Source organism: Thalassoglobus polymorphus, assembly GCF_007744255.1.
Classification (GTDB): domain Bacteria; phylum Planctomycetota; class Planctomycetia; order Planctomycetales; family Planctomycetaceae; genus Thalassoglobus; species Thalassoglobus polymorphus.
The window spans coordinates 74158-90512 of record NZ_CP036267.1; the positions used below are offsets into that span (position 1 = coordinate 74158).

11 protein-coding genes and 1 tRNA gene are annotated in these 16355 nt (G+C 51.1%); 7 read left to right on the forward strand and 5 right to left on the reverse strand.

All coding sequences use genetic code 11. The annotated features are described in order from the left end of the window. Positions 1 to 98 precede the first annotated feature (98 nt). Positions 99 to 1337 carry a glucose-1-phosphate adenylyltransferase gene (glgC, locus tag Mal48_RS00215; protein ID WP_261341962.1) on the forward strand — a complete coding sequence of 413 codons (1239 nt, stop codon included), beginning with the start codon at positions 99 to 101 and terminating at the stop codon, positions 1335 to 1337. Between the two features lie 100 nt (positions 1338 to 1437). Here glgC and Mal48_RS00220 read toward each other — a convergent pair whose 3' ends face one another. Both Mal48_RS00220 and Mal48_RS00225 read right to left on the reverse strand, forming a co-directional pair. Further along, positions 1438 to 1995, reverse strand: coding sequence for a thioredoxin family protein (locus Mal48_RS00220; protein ID WP_145195024.1), 558 nt, complete (start codon positions 1993 to 1995; stop codon positions 1438 to 1440). Positions 1996 to 2125: 130 nt separating this feature from the next. Next, positions 2126 to 3112, reverse strand: coding sequence for a hypothetical protein (locus tag Mal48_RS00225; RefSeq protein WP_145195026.1), 987 nt, complete (start codon positions 3110 to 3112; stop codon positions 2126 to 2128). A 224-nt stretch (positions 3113 to 3336) separates the two neighbouring features. Between Mal48_RS00225 and Mal48_RS00230 the strand changes: the two genes are divergently transcribed. From Mal48_RS00230 to Mal48_RS00250, 5 genes are all read left to right on the forward strand, one after another. After that, positions 3337 to 4551, forward strand: a complete 1215-nt coding sequence (locus Mal48_RS00230) for a hypothetical protein (protein ID WP_145195028.1) — start codon at positions 3337 to 3339, stop codon at positions 4549 to 4551. Positions 4552 to 4825: 274 nt separating this feature from the next. Next, positions 4826 to 5500, forward strand: coding sequence for a hypothetical protein (locus Mal48_RS00235; protein ID WP_145195030.1), 675 nt, complete (start codon positions 4826 to 4828; stop codon positions 5498 to 5500). 72 nt (positions 5501 to 5572) lie between these two features. Next, positions 5573 to 7273 carry a DUF11 domain-containing protein gene (locus Mal48_RS00240; RefSeq protein WP_231740037.1) on the forward strand — a complete coding sequence of 567 codons (1701 nt, stop codon included), beginning with the start codon at positions 5573 to 5575 and terminating at the stop codon, positions 7271 to 7273. A gap of 447 nt (positions 7274 to 7720) precedes the next feature. After that, positions 7721 to 8293 (forward strand): peroxiredoxin, encoded by a 573-nt coding sequence (locus Mal48_RS00245; RefSeq protein WP_145195034.1) that lies wholly within the window; start codon positions 7721 to 7723, stop codon positions 8291 to 8293. Between the two features lie 95 nt (positions 8294 to 8388). After that, entirely contained in the window at positions 8389 to 9792 is a 1404-nt protein-coding gene (locus Mal48_RS00250; RefSeq protein ID WP_197441932.1) for a sulfatase family protein, read from the forward strand. Between the two features lie 335 nt (positions 9793 to 10127). Here the strand turns inward: Mal48_RS00250 and Mal48_RS00255 are convergent, their stop codons facing one another. The 3 genes from Mal48_RS00255 to aceE all read right to left on the reverse strand — a co-directional run bounded on the left by Mal48_RS00255 (position 10128) and on the right by aceE (position 15450). Next, the gene (locus Mal48_RS00255; protein ID WP_231739808.1) at positions 10128 to 11288 is read right to left on the reverse strand and encodes a sialidase family protein; all 1161 of its coding nucleotides are present in this window, start codon (positions 11286 to 11288) and stop codon (positions 10128 to 10130) included. Positions 11289 to 11514: 226 nt separating this feature from the next. Then, positions 11515 to 12606, reverse strand: coding sequence for a redox-regulated ATPase YchF (ychF, locus tag Mal48_RS00260; protein WP_145195041.1), 1092 nt, complete (start codon positions 12604 to 12606; stop codon positions 11515 to 11517). A gap of 120 nt (positions 12607 to 12726) precedes the next feature. Continuing rightward, positions 12727 to 15450: a pyruvate dehydrogenase (acetyl-transferring), homodimeric type gene (gene aceE / locus Mal48_RS00265; RefSeq protein WP_197441933.1), complete on the reverse strand. Its 2724-nt coding sequence runs from the start codon at positions 15448 to 15450 to the stop codon at positions 12727 to 12729. Positions 15451 to 15801: 351 nt separating this feature from the next. Here aceE and Mal48_RS00270 point away from each other — a divergent pair. Continuing rightward, positions 15802 to 15874, forward strand: a tRNA-Ala gene (locus Mal48_RS00270). The last annotated feature ends 481 nt before the right edge of the window (positions 15875 to 16355 follow it).

A 16355-nucleotide genomic window follows, 5' to 3' on the forward strand; every position in this document is an offset into this window, starting at 1 on the left:
CAATTTGCTTGAGTTCAGAATCGCCATTGACAATCTTGTGAAATCGGATCAAATCGAAAGAGAGCTAGGAAACATAAGAGAAATCGAACATAAATTCAGTGAGTGAAGGCATGCAAAATGTACTGACTCTCATCCTCGCAGGAGGAAAAGGGTCTCGACTGGAACCGTTAACTCTCGATCGTTCAAAACCCTCTGTTCCTTTCGGGGGCATCTATCGCATTATCGATTTTGTGCTTTCGAACTGCATCAATAGTGAGCTTCGTCGCGTCCTGCTGCTAACCCAGTACAAGGCTGCCAGTCTGGATCGACACATCCATCTTCAGTGGAATTTTTTATGCCGCGAACTGGGGGAATTCATCGAAGTTCTGCCACCGCAGCAACGTGTTGGTGAGCATTGGTATCGTGGGACCGCCGATGCCGTTTACCAAAATATTTATACCATTGAACAAGCTGATCCAGAGACCATTCTAATCCTCTCCGGCGATCATATTTACAAAATGGATTACGAACCATTTCTGAGTGATCACCTGAATTCTAATGCGGATTGCACCATCGCCTGCCTCCCCGTTCAACGTGAAGAAGGTCGCGATTTCGGGGTGATGGGGGTCGACAGCGAAAGCTGGGTTCAACGCTTCGAAGAAAAACCGGATGATCCGTTTCCGATTCCCGGTGATTCGAGTCGATGCCTCGCTTCCATGGGGATTTATGCGTTCAAAACCTCATTTCTGTTCAATGAGTTGTGTCGCGACGCGGCATTGCCGAAGAGTTCGCACGATTTTGGGAAAGACTTGCTTCCCCGCATGATTCAGAAGAGTCAAGTACGTGCGTTCACGGTCAAAGATGACGAGAATAATCCGATCTACTGGCGCGATGTCGGAACGATTGATTCTTTTTATGAAGCGAATATGGATTTAATTTCCGTTGAACCGAAGTTGAATCTCTATGATTTTTCCTGGCCAATCCGAGGTTACAATCCTCCGATGCCGCCGCCGAAGTTTGTTTTTGCGGATGAAGAAGCGACGCCACCCCGCGTAGGACATGCGATTGATAGTCTCATCGGGCCGGGTAGTATTATATCCGGCGGAAAAGTGACACGGTCTGTCGTATCACAATCCGTGAGAGTTGAAAGCTATTCCGATGTTCAAGATTCAATCTTGTTTTCCGGAGTAACAATCGGTCGAAATGCACGGGTTCGAAATGCAATTGTCGACAAAAATGTCCAGGTGCCCGACGGATTCACGATTGGATATCACCGTGAGCAAGACTTAATGAACCGCCTCACCTGCACCGAGTCGGGGCTGGTCATTGTTCCAAAGGACTATCACTTCGAGGTTTGAAGCGGTGAAGCCTTCGAGTCGCTGGGTCTCACCACTTCAACTGCTCTGGATTTTGAATTTCTACTCTGCGAGAAATTCTCGTCTGCGTGAATTCCGTGAATCAGTCTCCGTGAAGTTGGCGCAGGCGGGAAGATGTCCGAAGCATCCATTGGATGCGTTCGAATTCGTTGAGCCAGTCTTGGATCACTGCCGTTGTCAGTTCGGCATCGGCAGCGAGTCCGGTAGGACATGTTGCGCCCCCCAGTTCAGCCATCACGCTTCGGTATTTCGAGAGGGTGCGGTCTCCGGCGCGTCCACAGAATTGTCCATCTTCGCTGAGAAACACAATCGCGGGGACACGAGCACCGCCGCAAGTTTTCAATTCTTCCGAGAGTTCTGGAGAATCGTCACGATCGGCAAAGCGAATTTTGATGAGCGGATTGATCGCTGCGAAATGTTCGAAGATCGGGCACTGGCTGACACAATCTCCGCACCAGGCCCCAGCCATAACGAGAACTTTCATTTCTCGTACAAAGCTTTTGAGTAAGGTTTGTTGTTCGTCAGTCAGCGTGACGGAATCATAGAAGTCGCTCCACCGTTGCTCTTGCTCTGGAGTCGCATACTTCTTGAGAAAATCCTGATACGAATGTGCTTGATCAAACTGTGCTGAATAATCCATTGTGATACCTGAGTTGCTGAGGATCTACGGTGAATTTCCGTCGTGAGAGAAAACAGCTCTCATAGGACGATGGGCCTTTGCTGATGAACGCGATCCCCGGATCGCCAGTCGCTGGAGATCGACTCGATGTTTACTCCTGCTTCGTTTCAGCAGGAGGAGGGGAAGCGGGAGCAGCGGCTGCATCCTGAATCCCTTTGATAAAGGTGTCCGTTTCGTCACGTTCTTCCATTCCCGGTGGCGGGATATAGGTGAATCGCTGAACCGGAATTGGTTCGTTAATGACCACGTTACTGAACTCGACAGTCAAAAGGGGACTGTACGTTGATCTCTCTTCAGAGAGTTTTTTGAGGTACTGGAACTTTTGTGGGAAAAGCGTTTCCTTGTCGAAGGTCACTCGGACTCGATCCGGAAGAAACTGTTGAACTTGCGTGGAGAGACTGCCCAGCCCGGTGAGCAACTTCCCTTTCTCTTCCTCATTCCAACGACCTTGTAAGATGACAACAGGCTTTCCGTCTTCATCTTCTTCTCGAATCGAATCAAAAATGATGACCCGCTCGAGTGAAGCGAGAATTGCGGGGACTCCACCAATTCCGATTTCGGCAGCTCGTACTGCTTCGGGTTGATCGATGTGTAAGTTGGTTTCGCTAATGATTTTCTGGATGTCACGACGCGTTAATTCGATTTGCGGGGTCGCATCTTCCTTCTTTCCGGTTGAAGCTGAAGTGATTTGTCGACTTGTATGCAACACTTGCCCGTCGCAGACTTCGAGGAAAACTCCCTCCATCTCGCCTAGCTTGACTGAATACTCAAGCCGTGTTTTGAATGGATGGCTTGCATAGTATTTCCCGGTTGCCTCAAAGCGAAAATCTCCCAAGGAAATTCTTTGTGCGAGATCAGCCTGCACGAATTCATATCGCAGCAGGCGAGATCGAGCTTCCTGGAGAACCATGAGTGCCTCTTCGCTGGGAGGCGCAAGTTCTTTGTCATCAGTCTCTTCTGGAGTTTTTGAGGTGTCAGCAGGAGGGGTATTTGCATCCTGCGACCATGCAGTGACGGCGCGCATTGAGCCTGCAATAAAAAGGAGTAATGCGAGAGTTAAGATGTATGGATTTTTCATGTTCGATCGAATTTGGCGGATTTAGCAAAGATTCGAGTCGCTCCAGTCCGAAAACAATAGAGACTGTGAGCCTTGGGTAATGTGAAACAGCAGTTCAAGGCCGAACACAACAGGCAGTCGACATTTGCCGTCGCTGCGTCAACCTAATTGTAACCGTCAGTGACAGTGTTGGTCGACCGCAATTTGGAGCGATTCAACGGGACCGGAACGGGAGAGGTCAAACGATGAGACTCTATTTTCTGGCTTTGGGAACATTGCTAATCGTGTGTGTAGGATGTGCACATGATGGACAGCAACTTCTCCAGAAAGAAGCCTACCATGCCCCACCGGCAGCGATGATGAATAATCCTGGACCTATGGTTGGTGGCCCCGGCCCGGGTGTCATGCAAACCAGTTTCAATCCACCCGGTCCACAAGGAGGACCTCAAATGGGTCCACCTCCCGGAATGATGCCAATGGGACCACCGCATGGTCCACAGGCAGCCTTCCGTGGGTCTTCACAGATCCGATTCCTCGGACCTGAAGGCATGCACGTTGGCTGGCAAATCGGACCATCATTTGCTGAAAATCAGCTGATGGCACCGGGGCGTTACAACTTCACGCAAGCTGCAACCTACCGCTTGAAGTTCACCGACATTCCAGGTCGTGAAGGACTTGTTGTGTATCCGTCATTGCACGTTTACCCAACACTTCCAACAACAGCCGCTTACCTCGAACACAACCCATTGCCGTTGCGAATTACCGACGAGGATCTCGATCAGGTCGAGACGAACAACTTCGTCACCAAGGTCATCTATCTGCCAGATGCCAAGTATCAGGAACTCGCAATTGCAGGAGTTGAAGAACTCGTTTCGACTCGCCTTCTTCCAGGACAAGATCCTGTCTCAGAAGCAAGTCGACGTGGAACAATCATGGCTGTCCTGCGAATGGGTAACATTGATCTCGAAATGCCAGGTCAATCAGGACCAGGCGTCGGGATGAACGGCAACATTGAACGGACTGCACACATCCAGAAAGTGGATGGTGAAATGGACCAGCATGTTGCTCCTGTGCCAATCGGATCGCACATCGGAATCGGAGCAGGTGGCGTCCCTGCCGATATGATGGTCGGCGGACCGTCCCGTCCTGGACAACCTCCTTTCAATCCCATCGTCGGGATGCACGGAGCTCCGATGTACGGTTACCCTTCAGTCGGAACACCAATCGGACTTCCTGGCCCGCCACACATTCCACTCGGAAAACCAGCTGGCTTGAAGTCTCACACGATTCGTAACACAACCGATTACAACGTTGGAGAACCTGTTGACGATGTCCTGATCGATGTTCGACACGAGCCAGGCATCAGCATGCCGAAGCCTGTGAAGTACATCCAGTACACCGAAAAACATCCTTCGTACTCATCCGGTGAATTATCAGTTCCAGCTTGGGCACAACAGTAATCAATACGATCCTGAACCGGGCAGAATTCTCTCCCGGTTCAAGATTTTGATTGCTTTTCCCGGAGTGAGAATTTTTCATCGACCTCGCACGAATGCAAATGAAAGCCGCTTACTCCAACAGGTAAGCGGCTCTCTTCGCACCTCAATCGTCACGTCAGAACTGGTCTTTATTGTCTCCGCGATGGAAGTTGTCTGAATTCAGGCCATCCCTGTATTGATGCAAGATGCGAACCGCGAGATTGAATCGGACGAACTGACCTGAGAGCAGAATAGCATGACACATTGTCGAACCGTTTTCTCAACAGCCATCCTCGTCAGCACGTTGTTGCTCTCGACTGTCACAACTGCGCAGGATCGCCACTTCCCGCTCAATCACCGGCAACCAACTGGAATGGCAGGGCGGTGGAGCTTGCTCACGCATCCTCAGAAAGCGGGAGTTTCGCAACCTGTCGAAATCCAGCTTCCCTCAGCCGGTCATGTGACCTATTTCCAGGGATCTCCACAAAACGCTGTCCTCACACAATCTCCATCGAAGGTTGGAATGATGGTCGGGCATACCTACCGGGTTCGCATCAGCGGAATGCCTGAATTCCCCGGCGCCGAACTCTACCCGACAATTGAAGTGCTCGACCGTTTGCACGCTCCAAACGGCCTCGAAAAGTCTTATCCCATCCCTGTTGAAATTACAGCAGGCGAAATCGAAATCGTTCTTCAAGACCGGATGGTGACCAAAGTCATCTATCTGGAACAGCCTGACTTGGCTGCCCCGTTTGCTCAGGGAGAACGAATTCGCACTGAAGATTTGAAAGTGACAGAGAACTTGTTGCGGGCTGCTGATGAACGTGGGAGACCCATGGCGATTCTCCGAATCGGAGGACGCATCCCGGATCCAAACTCCCCGGTCGATCCTTTTTATAGTACCTCGCCCATTGCGATTCCTCAGCAATAGCCATTCGCTGCTCCGTTTCTACAAAAACGAAGCATCCTGCCTTTTTGGGCTTTATAAGTGAGTGAGATAGTGATGACTCTTTCCAACCTGAGACAACGAATTCGTTCTTCGTCATTCGTTCAAGCCCTCGCTCCAGCGATGCTCGGAAGCGTGCTGCTTCTCGGCTCATCCTGCTCCAATGTTCGTGAGTTTGCAGCGGGTCCTCTTAAGAGAAGTGCTCCGCTTGCCAAAGCTGAAAAAGATGCGGGTGAAGAGAAAGTCAAACACGCATTGGCAGGCCAGTCTGAGTCCGACAGCAATTTCATCAAACTATTGCAGCACAAGATGAGCGGGAAGTCGTCGACTCCGAAGGCTGTCGACCAAAGAACGGGTCAAGCAGCGCAAGCATCAACGAACGGTGAAAACCTGATCGTTGAGAGTGACGATCCGTTTCTCCACTCCACTTCACGGCCTGAGCCTGCACCTGCAAATTCAGCGACCAGTGCTCAGTCGGAGTCCATCGCTTCTGCGGCAATGGCACCAACAGGCACGACTGCCTCAACATCCGCACAGCCTCCAGTTGTGAAGCAAGCTGCAAAACAAGTTACGAAACAACCTGTCGAAGGATTACCAGAATCCTCACCGAAACCGTTCGTTGATACCAACGTTCAGCTCACTTCCGCAGAAGAACCTGTTGCACCGTCCACCATCGCACCGTCGAATGTTGCACCGTCCAATATGTTGACTGATTCATTGGCATCAAGAACTCTGACATCAGTCCAGAGCGAACCTTTGGCTGCTTGCCCGCCTGAGTTCGCCTGTCCGCCGCTTGGAGGTTCTCCCTTTAGAGAAGTTGTGGGGGCTCGACCGTTCACCGGACCAGAAATTATCGGCGATGAATATCTCCATGATGGCGGAGATCGTGGGACGAAAGTCTACTACTCGGACGGCACTCGTTACGGCTTAGACATCGAGGACACTGTCGTCGAATGGACTGATGAAACGGGAGTTGCTCGTGTGAAGCCGAGTACGCGGGCATCGATCTATGCTCCTCGATTTGGAGCTGTGCGGTCGGCGTCACTGCCGCACACAGATGTCAAAATCGCTAAAGCAGCCGGTCATCAAGACCAACGGAAGCTGGGTGGAATCGATACTCAACTCATCATTGATGAAAATGTTCACAATGATGAAGCGATCGCAATGCGGATGCGTTCTCGGTCGAGTGGAGTCGAGTCGAAATCGACAGATAATATTGTCCATCAGAATCAGACTGCCGGGAAACACGTCAAGCTTCTCAACGTGTATGAAGATTTCCGCTTCTTCCGAGAAGGGCAATTTGATAAAGCCAACAATGCAGTCATTGGCCAGGCAATCGAGGCAGCGTTTGATTGGAACGGTGACCTGGGCGTCATTATCTACGCTAACGATATCTCAGGACAAGTCGTTCAAGGACGCTTCACTGCTCAGGATTACACAGGAGTTGAGGATCGCAGCAAACCGGGCGATCTGACTATCACGAAAGTGGTGGACAAGTCAGCCGCGAAACCGGGCGACGAACTCACATTCACGATTCGATTCGACAACATCGGAGATCGGCCTTTGCGGAACGTCCGCGTTGTTGACAATCTCTCGCCACGGTTGGAATACATTGACGACTCTGTCGATGCCAGCCTTGATGGAAAGCTCGACACTGAAAGCAACGGGCGGGGGAGTCAAGTTCTCTCCTTCACCTTCGACAACGAACTCAAAGGACATACCGGCGGTTGGGTCTCCTTCAAATGTCGCGTTCGGTAGGTCAAGGTCAATGCTCGCTGAGAAAGCTTGAACTGCTCCGGCTCTTCTGTTTCTCATGAACGTTTGGTGGAGTCGAAGTCGAGTGGAGCGCACAAAGCAACCCGCTCGACGCGACACAATGTCGCGCATGTGCTTTCAGTCCCACTTCTTCTACGGAGAATCCGACCGGGCGGCTTGAGTTCTGTATCGCGATCCGCAACAACCCAGCTCAGCTCAGCTCAGCTCTGATCGATCATGGTTCGGTCCAGCTTGAGCAATTTCTTCACCCTGAGTTTTGACAGGAATGGCGGGGCATTTCTCACTGCGATGATGAAGGAAACGTGCTGCGTCGCATCATCGTTCACTTGTGAGTTGCTACCGGGAAGCGTATCCTCGTTTGTGCAAGAACGTGACGATCACCGGATTGCCTCCCCCCCTGAAAATCCTTCCTGACTTCGGAGTGAAACGATGAAAAACTTCTTACTTTCGGTGACTGCACTCGCATTCATGACTCAGGTTTCTTATGCCATCGATATTACGTTGAAGGTTGGTGATAAAGCTCCAGAGTTCACCGTCAAAGACGATGCTGGCAAAGACTGGAAAGCGAGCGATCACTTCGGCAAGAAAATTGTCGTCGTCTACTTTTACCCTGCAGACATGACGGGTGGCTGTACTGCTCAAGCTTGTGGCTTCCGTGACGATCTTGGCAAGCTGCAAGATAAGAATGTGGAAGTCGTCGGAGTGAGTGGCGATTCGGTTCGCAATCACCAACTCTTCAAGAAAGTTCACGATCTCAACTTTACACTTCTGGCAGATCCCACAGGAGAAGTCGCTGCAGCGTTTGGTGTTCCGTTTACAAAAGGGGAAAAGTCGATCACTCGCGAGATCGATGGGAAAGAAGAAGTCTTGACCCGTGGGGTGACCACAAAACGCTGGACTTTTGTTGTTGATGAAAAGGGCAAAGTCGTTTACAAGAACGAGCAAGTTAAAGCTGCTGTCGACAGTAAGAAAATCATGGAAGTCGTGAGTAACTTGAAATAGTCAGGGGAATCCCTTCCACTTCCGCACAAAACGGCACAGAATCGGAAACGGTTCCGTGTCGTTTATTTGTATCATCTCTGATGGGTTTGAGCTTTATGAACCGGATTGCATTTTCCTGCTTGTTGTCGTTGTTTCTCACTTCAGCTGTTTTTGCAGAGCCGAATTTTGTCATCTTTGTTGCGGACGATATGGCTTGGGATGACTGTGGTGCGTATGGCCATCCATCGATCAAAACGCCGAATATGGACAAGCTGGCTAGAGAAGGGATGCGGTTTGACCGTGCTTACCTCACTTGTTCATCCTGTAGTCCGAGTCGCTGCTCGATGCTGACAGGGCGATATCCTCATTCCACAGGAGCTGCGGAGCTTCACCTTCCGCTTCCTGCAACGCAAACGTTGTTCACGACTCCGCTTCGAGAGCAGGGCTACTACACAGCGGCTGTGGGGAAATGGCATCTTGGAAATGCAGTCGTACCGCAGTTCGATTTGGTCAAGCCGGGAGGCGGACCAGGCGGTGAAGAGCATTGGGTTGGTGTGCTTCAAAATCGTCCGAAAGACAAACCTTTTTTCATGTGGCTTGCAGCCACTGATCCCCACCGAGGATACAAACCGGGTGCGATTGATCCGCCGCATACCCTGGCCGACGTTCGCGTCCCTCCGATCTTCCCGGAGACCAGTGAAGTCAAGAAAGACCTCGCGTTGTATTACGATGAAATCGGTCGATTTGATGAATACATTGGCAAGGTCGTCGACGAACTCGACAAGCAGGGGGTTCTCGATGAAACATTCATCCTCGTGATCAGCGACAACGGACGCCCGTTTCCCCGCTGTAAAACAACTGTGCTCGAAGATGGCGTGAAGACTCCATTTATTGTTCGGTATCCGCCTCTCGTCCAACCAGGATCGGTCTGCAGTTCTCTTGTAAGCACCATCGACATCGCTCCGACAGTTGTAGAACTCGCCGGAGCCAAACAACTCGACTCATTTCAAGGCAAGACTTTTACTCAAACATTGCGATATCCCGAAACGATCCGGCACTTAATGGTGTATTCCGAACACAACTGGCACGACTACCGTGCTTTCGAACGCAGCGTTTGCACAGAACGATATCGCTACGTAAGAAACTGGATTCCTGAGCTCCCTTTAACCCCACCTGCTGACGCGGTTCAAAGCCCCACGTATGACGAAATGAAACGTCTAAAAGAAGCGGGAAAGCTAACCGAAGCACAACTCTCACTGTTCAAGCAACCTCAACCCGAGGAAGCACTTTACGATGTCCTTAACGATCCCCACTGCTTGAACAATTTGCTAGAAGGGGACTCAGTCACTGAGGAAATTCGCCAAATTCATTATCAACATCGGGGGATGTTGACTCAGTGGCAGTCCGACACGCAAGACACTTTCCCCGGCATCGACAAGTTGACACCCGATGGATTCGACCGAGTCACTGGTAAACGAATTCCCGGCGTGGCGGCCCCGCATCCCTCGTTGAAGAAGTAGTCCCGACTCAGGGACATCACACTTGGCGTGCGCCTCACGAAGAGGTGTACGTAGCTATGGGCTCTCGCCTCTTTGCGTCAGCATCGCCCGCGCGAGATCTCTTCCAGTTGGCTTTCGCTCGATTTTCGCGATGAAGGTGAATCCTGAAATGACTTTGCCCACAAGCGCCTGCTTGTGGGCAAAGATTTCTGTAACATTTTTCGAATCTGTATTCGCGATCTGCTTCGTGGAGATGTGCGATTTTCTAGATGGAAAGCACCCTTGATAGCGCTCGAAACATGAACGTGTTCAAGCAACAACTTCTCAGCCAGTTGCGAAACAGAATGGAGTTGGCGTTATGACGATAATTTCCAGTGCGTTTGACGTAGCACTGCGAGTGGTTGCGATTTGATTTTTTCGTACCACACGGTCAGCAATGTGCCATCATCGAGTTGAACGGTTGACGGGTAGCCCAAATCGCCCGAGGTCGCGTCATCGCTGATCGTGATCGCTTCGGACCAGGTTTTCCCGTTGTCTGAACTGACTCTCGCCAGGTTCCCCAATGGCTTACGGCGATGTCCATAAGACATCAGTAGGCGACCATCTTTGAGCTTCAGTAAATGTGACGGTAAACCCCAGACTCCGATGGAACGTGGCTTCGTCCAGGTTTTTCCTCCATCGCTTGAAACAGTTTGCAGCGTTTCTCCAGCGTTGTTTTTGTTGTGGTTGCGGATATGTGTGATCAGGTCGCCGTTATCTGCCTCAACCATGTGGAGTTCATGGTAATTGTTCGGATCGTCTCCATCTCGAGGAGGGATTTCTGAGAACCATTCCCATGTTTCCCCGTCATCGTTCGAAACCGAAAGTCCGATGCGAGGGTTCTCAAGCCAAAGCTGTTTGCCGGCATAAAGGATTCGACCATCCTTGAGTTGGGTCGGGCCATGAGGGCTGTTGACCAGGCTGTCGTTTTTGGTGGACCATGTCAGTCCGTTATCAGTTGAGCGGAGGATCCACGTTCCGAGTTGTTCCTTCCGTTGCTTCTCTGGAATACGATGGCCTTCAGCTAGCCACCTTGCCATTTTCTCCTCGGACCAGGAACCATTGTTTTTGGCTTTGGTGATGTTGCTTTCATAAGCCAGCGACGAAAATGTCGTCACCAGAATCGTGCCTTTGGCGGTCTCCAGAACACCAGCATCCCGATCGTCAATTGCAGAATCGAGCAATGTTCGTGGCCACGTCCAGGTCTTTCCGTCGTCTTCAGAGGTCATCCATTCGACAGTCCCGAACGGGCAGACATGTGCTTCACGACGTCCCGACCAGACCAGCATCAAGCGGCCTGACTTTTGTCGTCCCAGTGTCGACCAGCCATGATAATATTGCGGTTGTTGGCTGATGATCTTAGTTGAGAGGATCTCGGCGGAGATGCCGTCGGCGAAGACTGATCGAGGCAACAGGCAGGAACCAGCAGCAAGGCTGGCGGTGCATAGAAATGATCGGCGAGTCGTAGTCGTTTGCATGGTGGACATTTTCTAGCTTTGATGTTCAAGAGGATAGAACATATGAGGAAGGACAGTTAAGGACTTCCCAAAGCATGAAGCGTTTCGCCACCCACTTCAAGTCTCTGGCGAAAATGCGGCTCGACGATAGCATTTTTCGAATTGGTGTTCGCGTTCTGCCTCGTGGCGAACACCAATTTCGCTTGTGAAACGCGCTCTTCACGGGCACATCGTGGAGCAAACGGCTCTATTTGTTAAACAGGAAGTGGCAGATGTCACCATCCTGCATGACGTACTCTTTTCCTTCAATTCGAAGCTTTCCGGCAGCTCGAATCGCAGATTCTTTCTCGTGTTCCTGCAAAGCTTCAAGGCTGTAAACTTCGACTCGGATGAAGCCTTTTTCGAAGTCGGTATGGATGACACCGGCAGCTTGAGGACCAGTCGCACCGACGGGGATTGTCCAGGCACGGACTTCTTTAACGCCAGCGGTGAAATAACTTTGCAGTCCAAGGGTGTGGTAGATCGCCCGTGCCAGCACAGCCAGCGCAGGTTCCTCAAGCCCGACGGACTCCAACATTTCCGTTCGGTCTGCCTGATCAAGTTCGGCGATTTCGGACTCGAGTTTTGCACAAACTGGAACCACATCAGCGCCAGTTTTCTCCGCGAATTCACGAAGTTGTTGCACAAGCGGTCCTTCGCCGGTCAAGTCGTTTTCGTCAACGTTGGCAACATATAAGACTGGCTTGGCTGTCAACATTCCATAACCGTTGACGATTTTGGCTTCCTCTTTATCAAGCTCCAGTTTTCGCAGCGGTTCCTCTTTGTCGAGATGTGCCTGACACTTCTCGATGACCGCGACACGCTTCTTCGCATCGGCGTCTCCGCTGCGCGCTGTTCGCTGCGCTTTGCCGATGGCATTGTCGAGCATTTGCATGTCGGCGAGCATGAGTTCGGTTTCGATAATGTCGATGTCGTTGACCGGATCGACTTTTCCTGAAACGTGCGTAATGTCGTCGTCTTCAAAACAGCGAACGACTTGAATGATGGCATCGACTTCGCGGATGTGGCTGAGGAACTTATTGCCGAGTCCCTCTCCCTCGCTGGCACCTTTGACGATTCCTGCAATGTCGACCAGTTTGAGAGCCGCCGGAAGAATCCGTTCGGGGTTTACAAAGCTGGCAATAATTTCAAGGCGTCCATCGGGAACACTGACGATCCCCTCATTTGGCTCGATGGTACAGAATGGATAGTTCGCACTCTGCGCAGATTGTGAGCAGGTCAATGCGTTGAACAGTGTACTTTTACCGACATTCGGTAACCCGACAATTCCAGCTTCCATAGTTGAATCTTCGTCGTCTTGTTGAAGTGAATGATGAAATTAATCAGCCCCCGGGAAATCACCGGGGGCTGATTGTGTGAAGGTTGAAAATGAATTCAGTCTGAGATTCTACACCGAAGCTTAAGCCGTTCGTGGCTCAACTTTGTCTGGATCAATCCCAAGATCTTTGATCACTGCGGGGAGCTTCGATTTGTCGAACGCACCCTCTTCAGCCAGGGCTGAGAGTGTCGCAAAAGCGGTGCATTCAGCATCGATCTCGAAGTGTCGTCGAAGAACCGGGCGAGTGTCGCTGCGACCGAATCCATCGGTTCCTAATACGACATACTGACCAGGAACCCACTCACGAATCTGATCTGCCACCATGCGGATGTTGTCGCTCGATGAAATGAATGGCCCATCAGTCTCAGCCAGTGTTTTCGTGAGGAACGATTGCCGTTGCTCGCCTTCCGGGTGCAATCGATTCCAACGATCAGCTGCCATGCCATCACGACAGAGTTCACTGTAGCTGGTGACACTCCAGACATCGGTGCCGATGTCATACTTCTCTTTGAGGATTGATTGAGCCCGGAGGACTTCGTTGAGGATTGTTCCCGAACCGAATAGCTGAGGACGCTTCTGTTGCCCCTTTCCACTTTCGGTGCTTTTAAACTTGTACATCCCTTTCAGAATGCCCTCAACCACGCCCTCTACTTCCGGCATCGGAGGCATTTCGTACGCTTCGTTATAGACAGAAAGGTAGTAGAAGATTTCTTCTCCCTCGCTGTACATTCTTCTCAGGCCATCCTGCATGATGACTGAGAGCTCGAACGCGAATGCAGGGTCATAGGCAACCAGGTTCGGCACAGTCGCCGCCATGACGTGGGAGTGGCCATCCTCATGCTGCAAACCTTCTCCGTTGAGAGTGGTTCGGCCCGATGTTCCACCAACCATGAAGCCTTTCGCACGGCTATCGGCGGCACACCAGATGAGATCGCCGACACGTTGGAAGCCGAACATCGAGTAGTAGATGTAAAGCGGAATCATGTTTATTCCGAGATTACTGTAGGCTGTTCCAGCTGCGATGAACGAGCTCATCGCCCCCGCTTCAGTAATCCCTTCTTCCAGAACCTGTCCGTCGGTTGCTTCCTTGTAGTACATGAGGTTACCGCCTTCGCGGTCGACCGGTTCGTACAACTGGCCCTTGCTGGAATAGATTCCAAAACTACTGAAAAGCCCTTCCAGTCCAAATGTGCGAGCTTCATCAGGAATGATCGGAACGATTCGATCCCCGATCTTCTTGTCTCGCATCAAGTTCTGCAGAATGGCTCCGTACGCCTGAGTCGTAGAGACTTCGCCCTTGCCAACCGTTCCAGTTAATTGACGCTTGAAGGTTTTGTCTTCCAGCTTGGGAACTTCTAAACGCTCATCAGTTGGCTTCCGGCTAGGGACATGGCCTCCGAGTTGTTCTCTGCGAGCCTTGAGATACGCCATTTCTTCACTCCCTTCTTCAGGGCGATAGAATGGCATCTGCTCGACGTCTTCTCTGTCAATCGGGATGTTGAAACGTTGGCGGAACGAGTGTAACTCTTCGTCGTTCAGCTTTTTGGTGTTGTGCGCAATCATGCGGCCTTCACCCGCTTCACCCAACCCGTAACCTTTAATGGTCTTGGCAAGGATGACTGTCGGTGCCCCTTTGTGATGAACTGCGGCATCGAAAGCTGCGAAGACTTTCTCTGGGTCGTGTCCCCCTCGTCGCAGTTTCTCAAGCTGTTCGTCACTGAGGTGATCAACCAGTTCCTGGAGCTCAGGGTCGTTAAAGAAGTGGTCCCGAATGTAATCGCCGGTCGAACAGGAATACTTCTGATATTGACCGTCGATGATCTCACCAAGACGCTTGGTCAGTTTGCCGTTGTGGTCACGAGCAAGCAAGTTGTCCCAGTCACCACCCCAGACAACCTTGATACAGTTCCAGCCAGCGCCACGGAACGCGCCTTCAAGCTCTTGGATGATCTTCCCGTTTCCACGGACTGGACCATCGAGTCGCTGAAGGTTGCAGTTCACCACCCAAACCAGGTTGTCGAGGTTTTCACGCGAAGCGAGTGTGATAGCTCCGAGCGATTCCGGTTCGTCAATCTCACCATCACCCAGGAAAGACCAGACTTTCGATTTCGAAGTATCCTTCAATCCACGATGATGCATGTATCGTAAGAAGCGAGCATGATAGATCGAGCAGATCGGACCCAAGCCCATCGAAACTGTCGGGAACTGCCAGAAGTCAGGCATCAACCAGGGATGCGGATACGATGAAAGACCCTGACCACGAACTGTTTCCTGACGAAAATGTTCGAGGTGACTTTCGTCCAAACGACCTTCGACGAATGCACGTGCATACATCCCCGGAGAAGCGTGCCCCTGAAAGTAAACCATATCTCCAGGGTGATCTTCCGTCCGCCCGTGGAAGAAGTGGTTGTAAGCGACTTCGTAGAGGGTCGCTGACGAAGCAAATGTTGAAATGTGTCCGCCAACCGCTCCGGCGTCCGCAGTTTTCTTATTGGCACGTACAACCATCGCCATCGCATTCCAGCGAATGATCGACTTGATCCGTCTCTCAATATCCAGATTTCCGGGGTAGCGAGGTTGCTCATCAAGAGGGATCGTATTGACGTAAGGGGTGGTCGCTTTGAATGGCATCATCACCCCACGGTGATAGGCTCGCTCACGCAGTTGAACCAGCAGTTGTTGAGTCTTCTCTGGTCCATAGCGATGCAGGACATCTTCCAGCGACTCAAACCATTCTTCCAACTCGACGGAGTCGATTCCCTCGATAAGTCCTTCAGCCGTCTTTACGACATCATCGGTAGCCATAATTTCTTGACCTTCGTGTATGATGATTGACATCAAGTGATATTAACACGCATCGAAGCTGCGTGATTTGTGTTGCTTTTTGAGAGACCTATTCTAACAAGAGACGACATCTGCAACACCCATATTCATTCTCGGGAATTGTGATCCCTTCAATTGTTGACACGTCCCGACTTGCTGAGTAACCTGCTGTCGACCAATCTGGTTAGAAAGTTCTGCGAAATCGGTATTTTCATCAATTTTCCGGTGAGCAGAAGCCGAAACCAGAAAGACTCAGGGGAAGGGCAACTCATTTTGTCCTCCCATTCGATCAGTTCAATAATTCATAAATATTGAACGATCCAAGAACAACTCGGGGGATTAGCTCAGTTGGGAGAGCGCTTGCATGGCATGCAAGAGGTCAGGGGTTCAAGTCCCCTATCCTCCACTTTGTCACCAGTTGCCAACAGGTGACAGCCTTCACCGAAACCCTTGCTATGGCAAGGGTTTTCTTCATTTTCGGGGTCAGCCGTTTTGCCAGGCTGTGACACGGATTGCCCATCAGAGACGCCTGAAATGCAGCGCATTTGCAGCGCGTCTTCTCTATGCTCGGCTCCGCTTTGGTCGAGTCTCCGTTTCGGTGTCGGGGGATTCGCGACTGCTTTGGCCTGATCCTGAATTCCGATGTGTGTTCAGGAAATTTGCCGATCTGAGAATCGCTTCGATCAAACAAACGGAAATCTCGCGGAGTCTGTGTCGGGGGTGAGCGTCATATTGCTCCAGTGCAGAATTCTTTTGACTCCTGTAGATCTCAACTTCTCGTGTGCTGCGATCAGCAGTGAATCTCAACTTCGATTACCGGTTGGTTCGAGCTCTGTGCGGGGAGGCATTCCAGAATAGTAGCCAGGTGTCGCACGAGTATTCTCGCG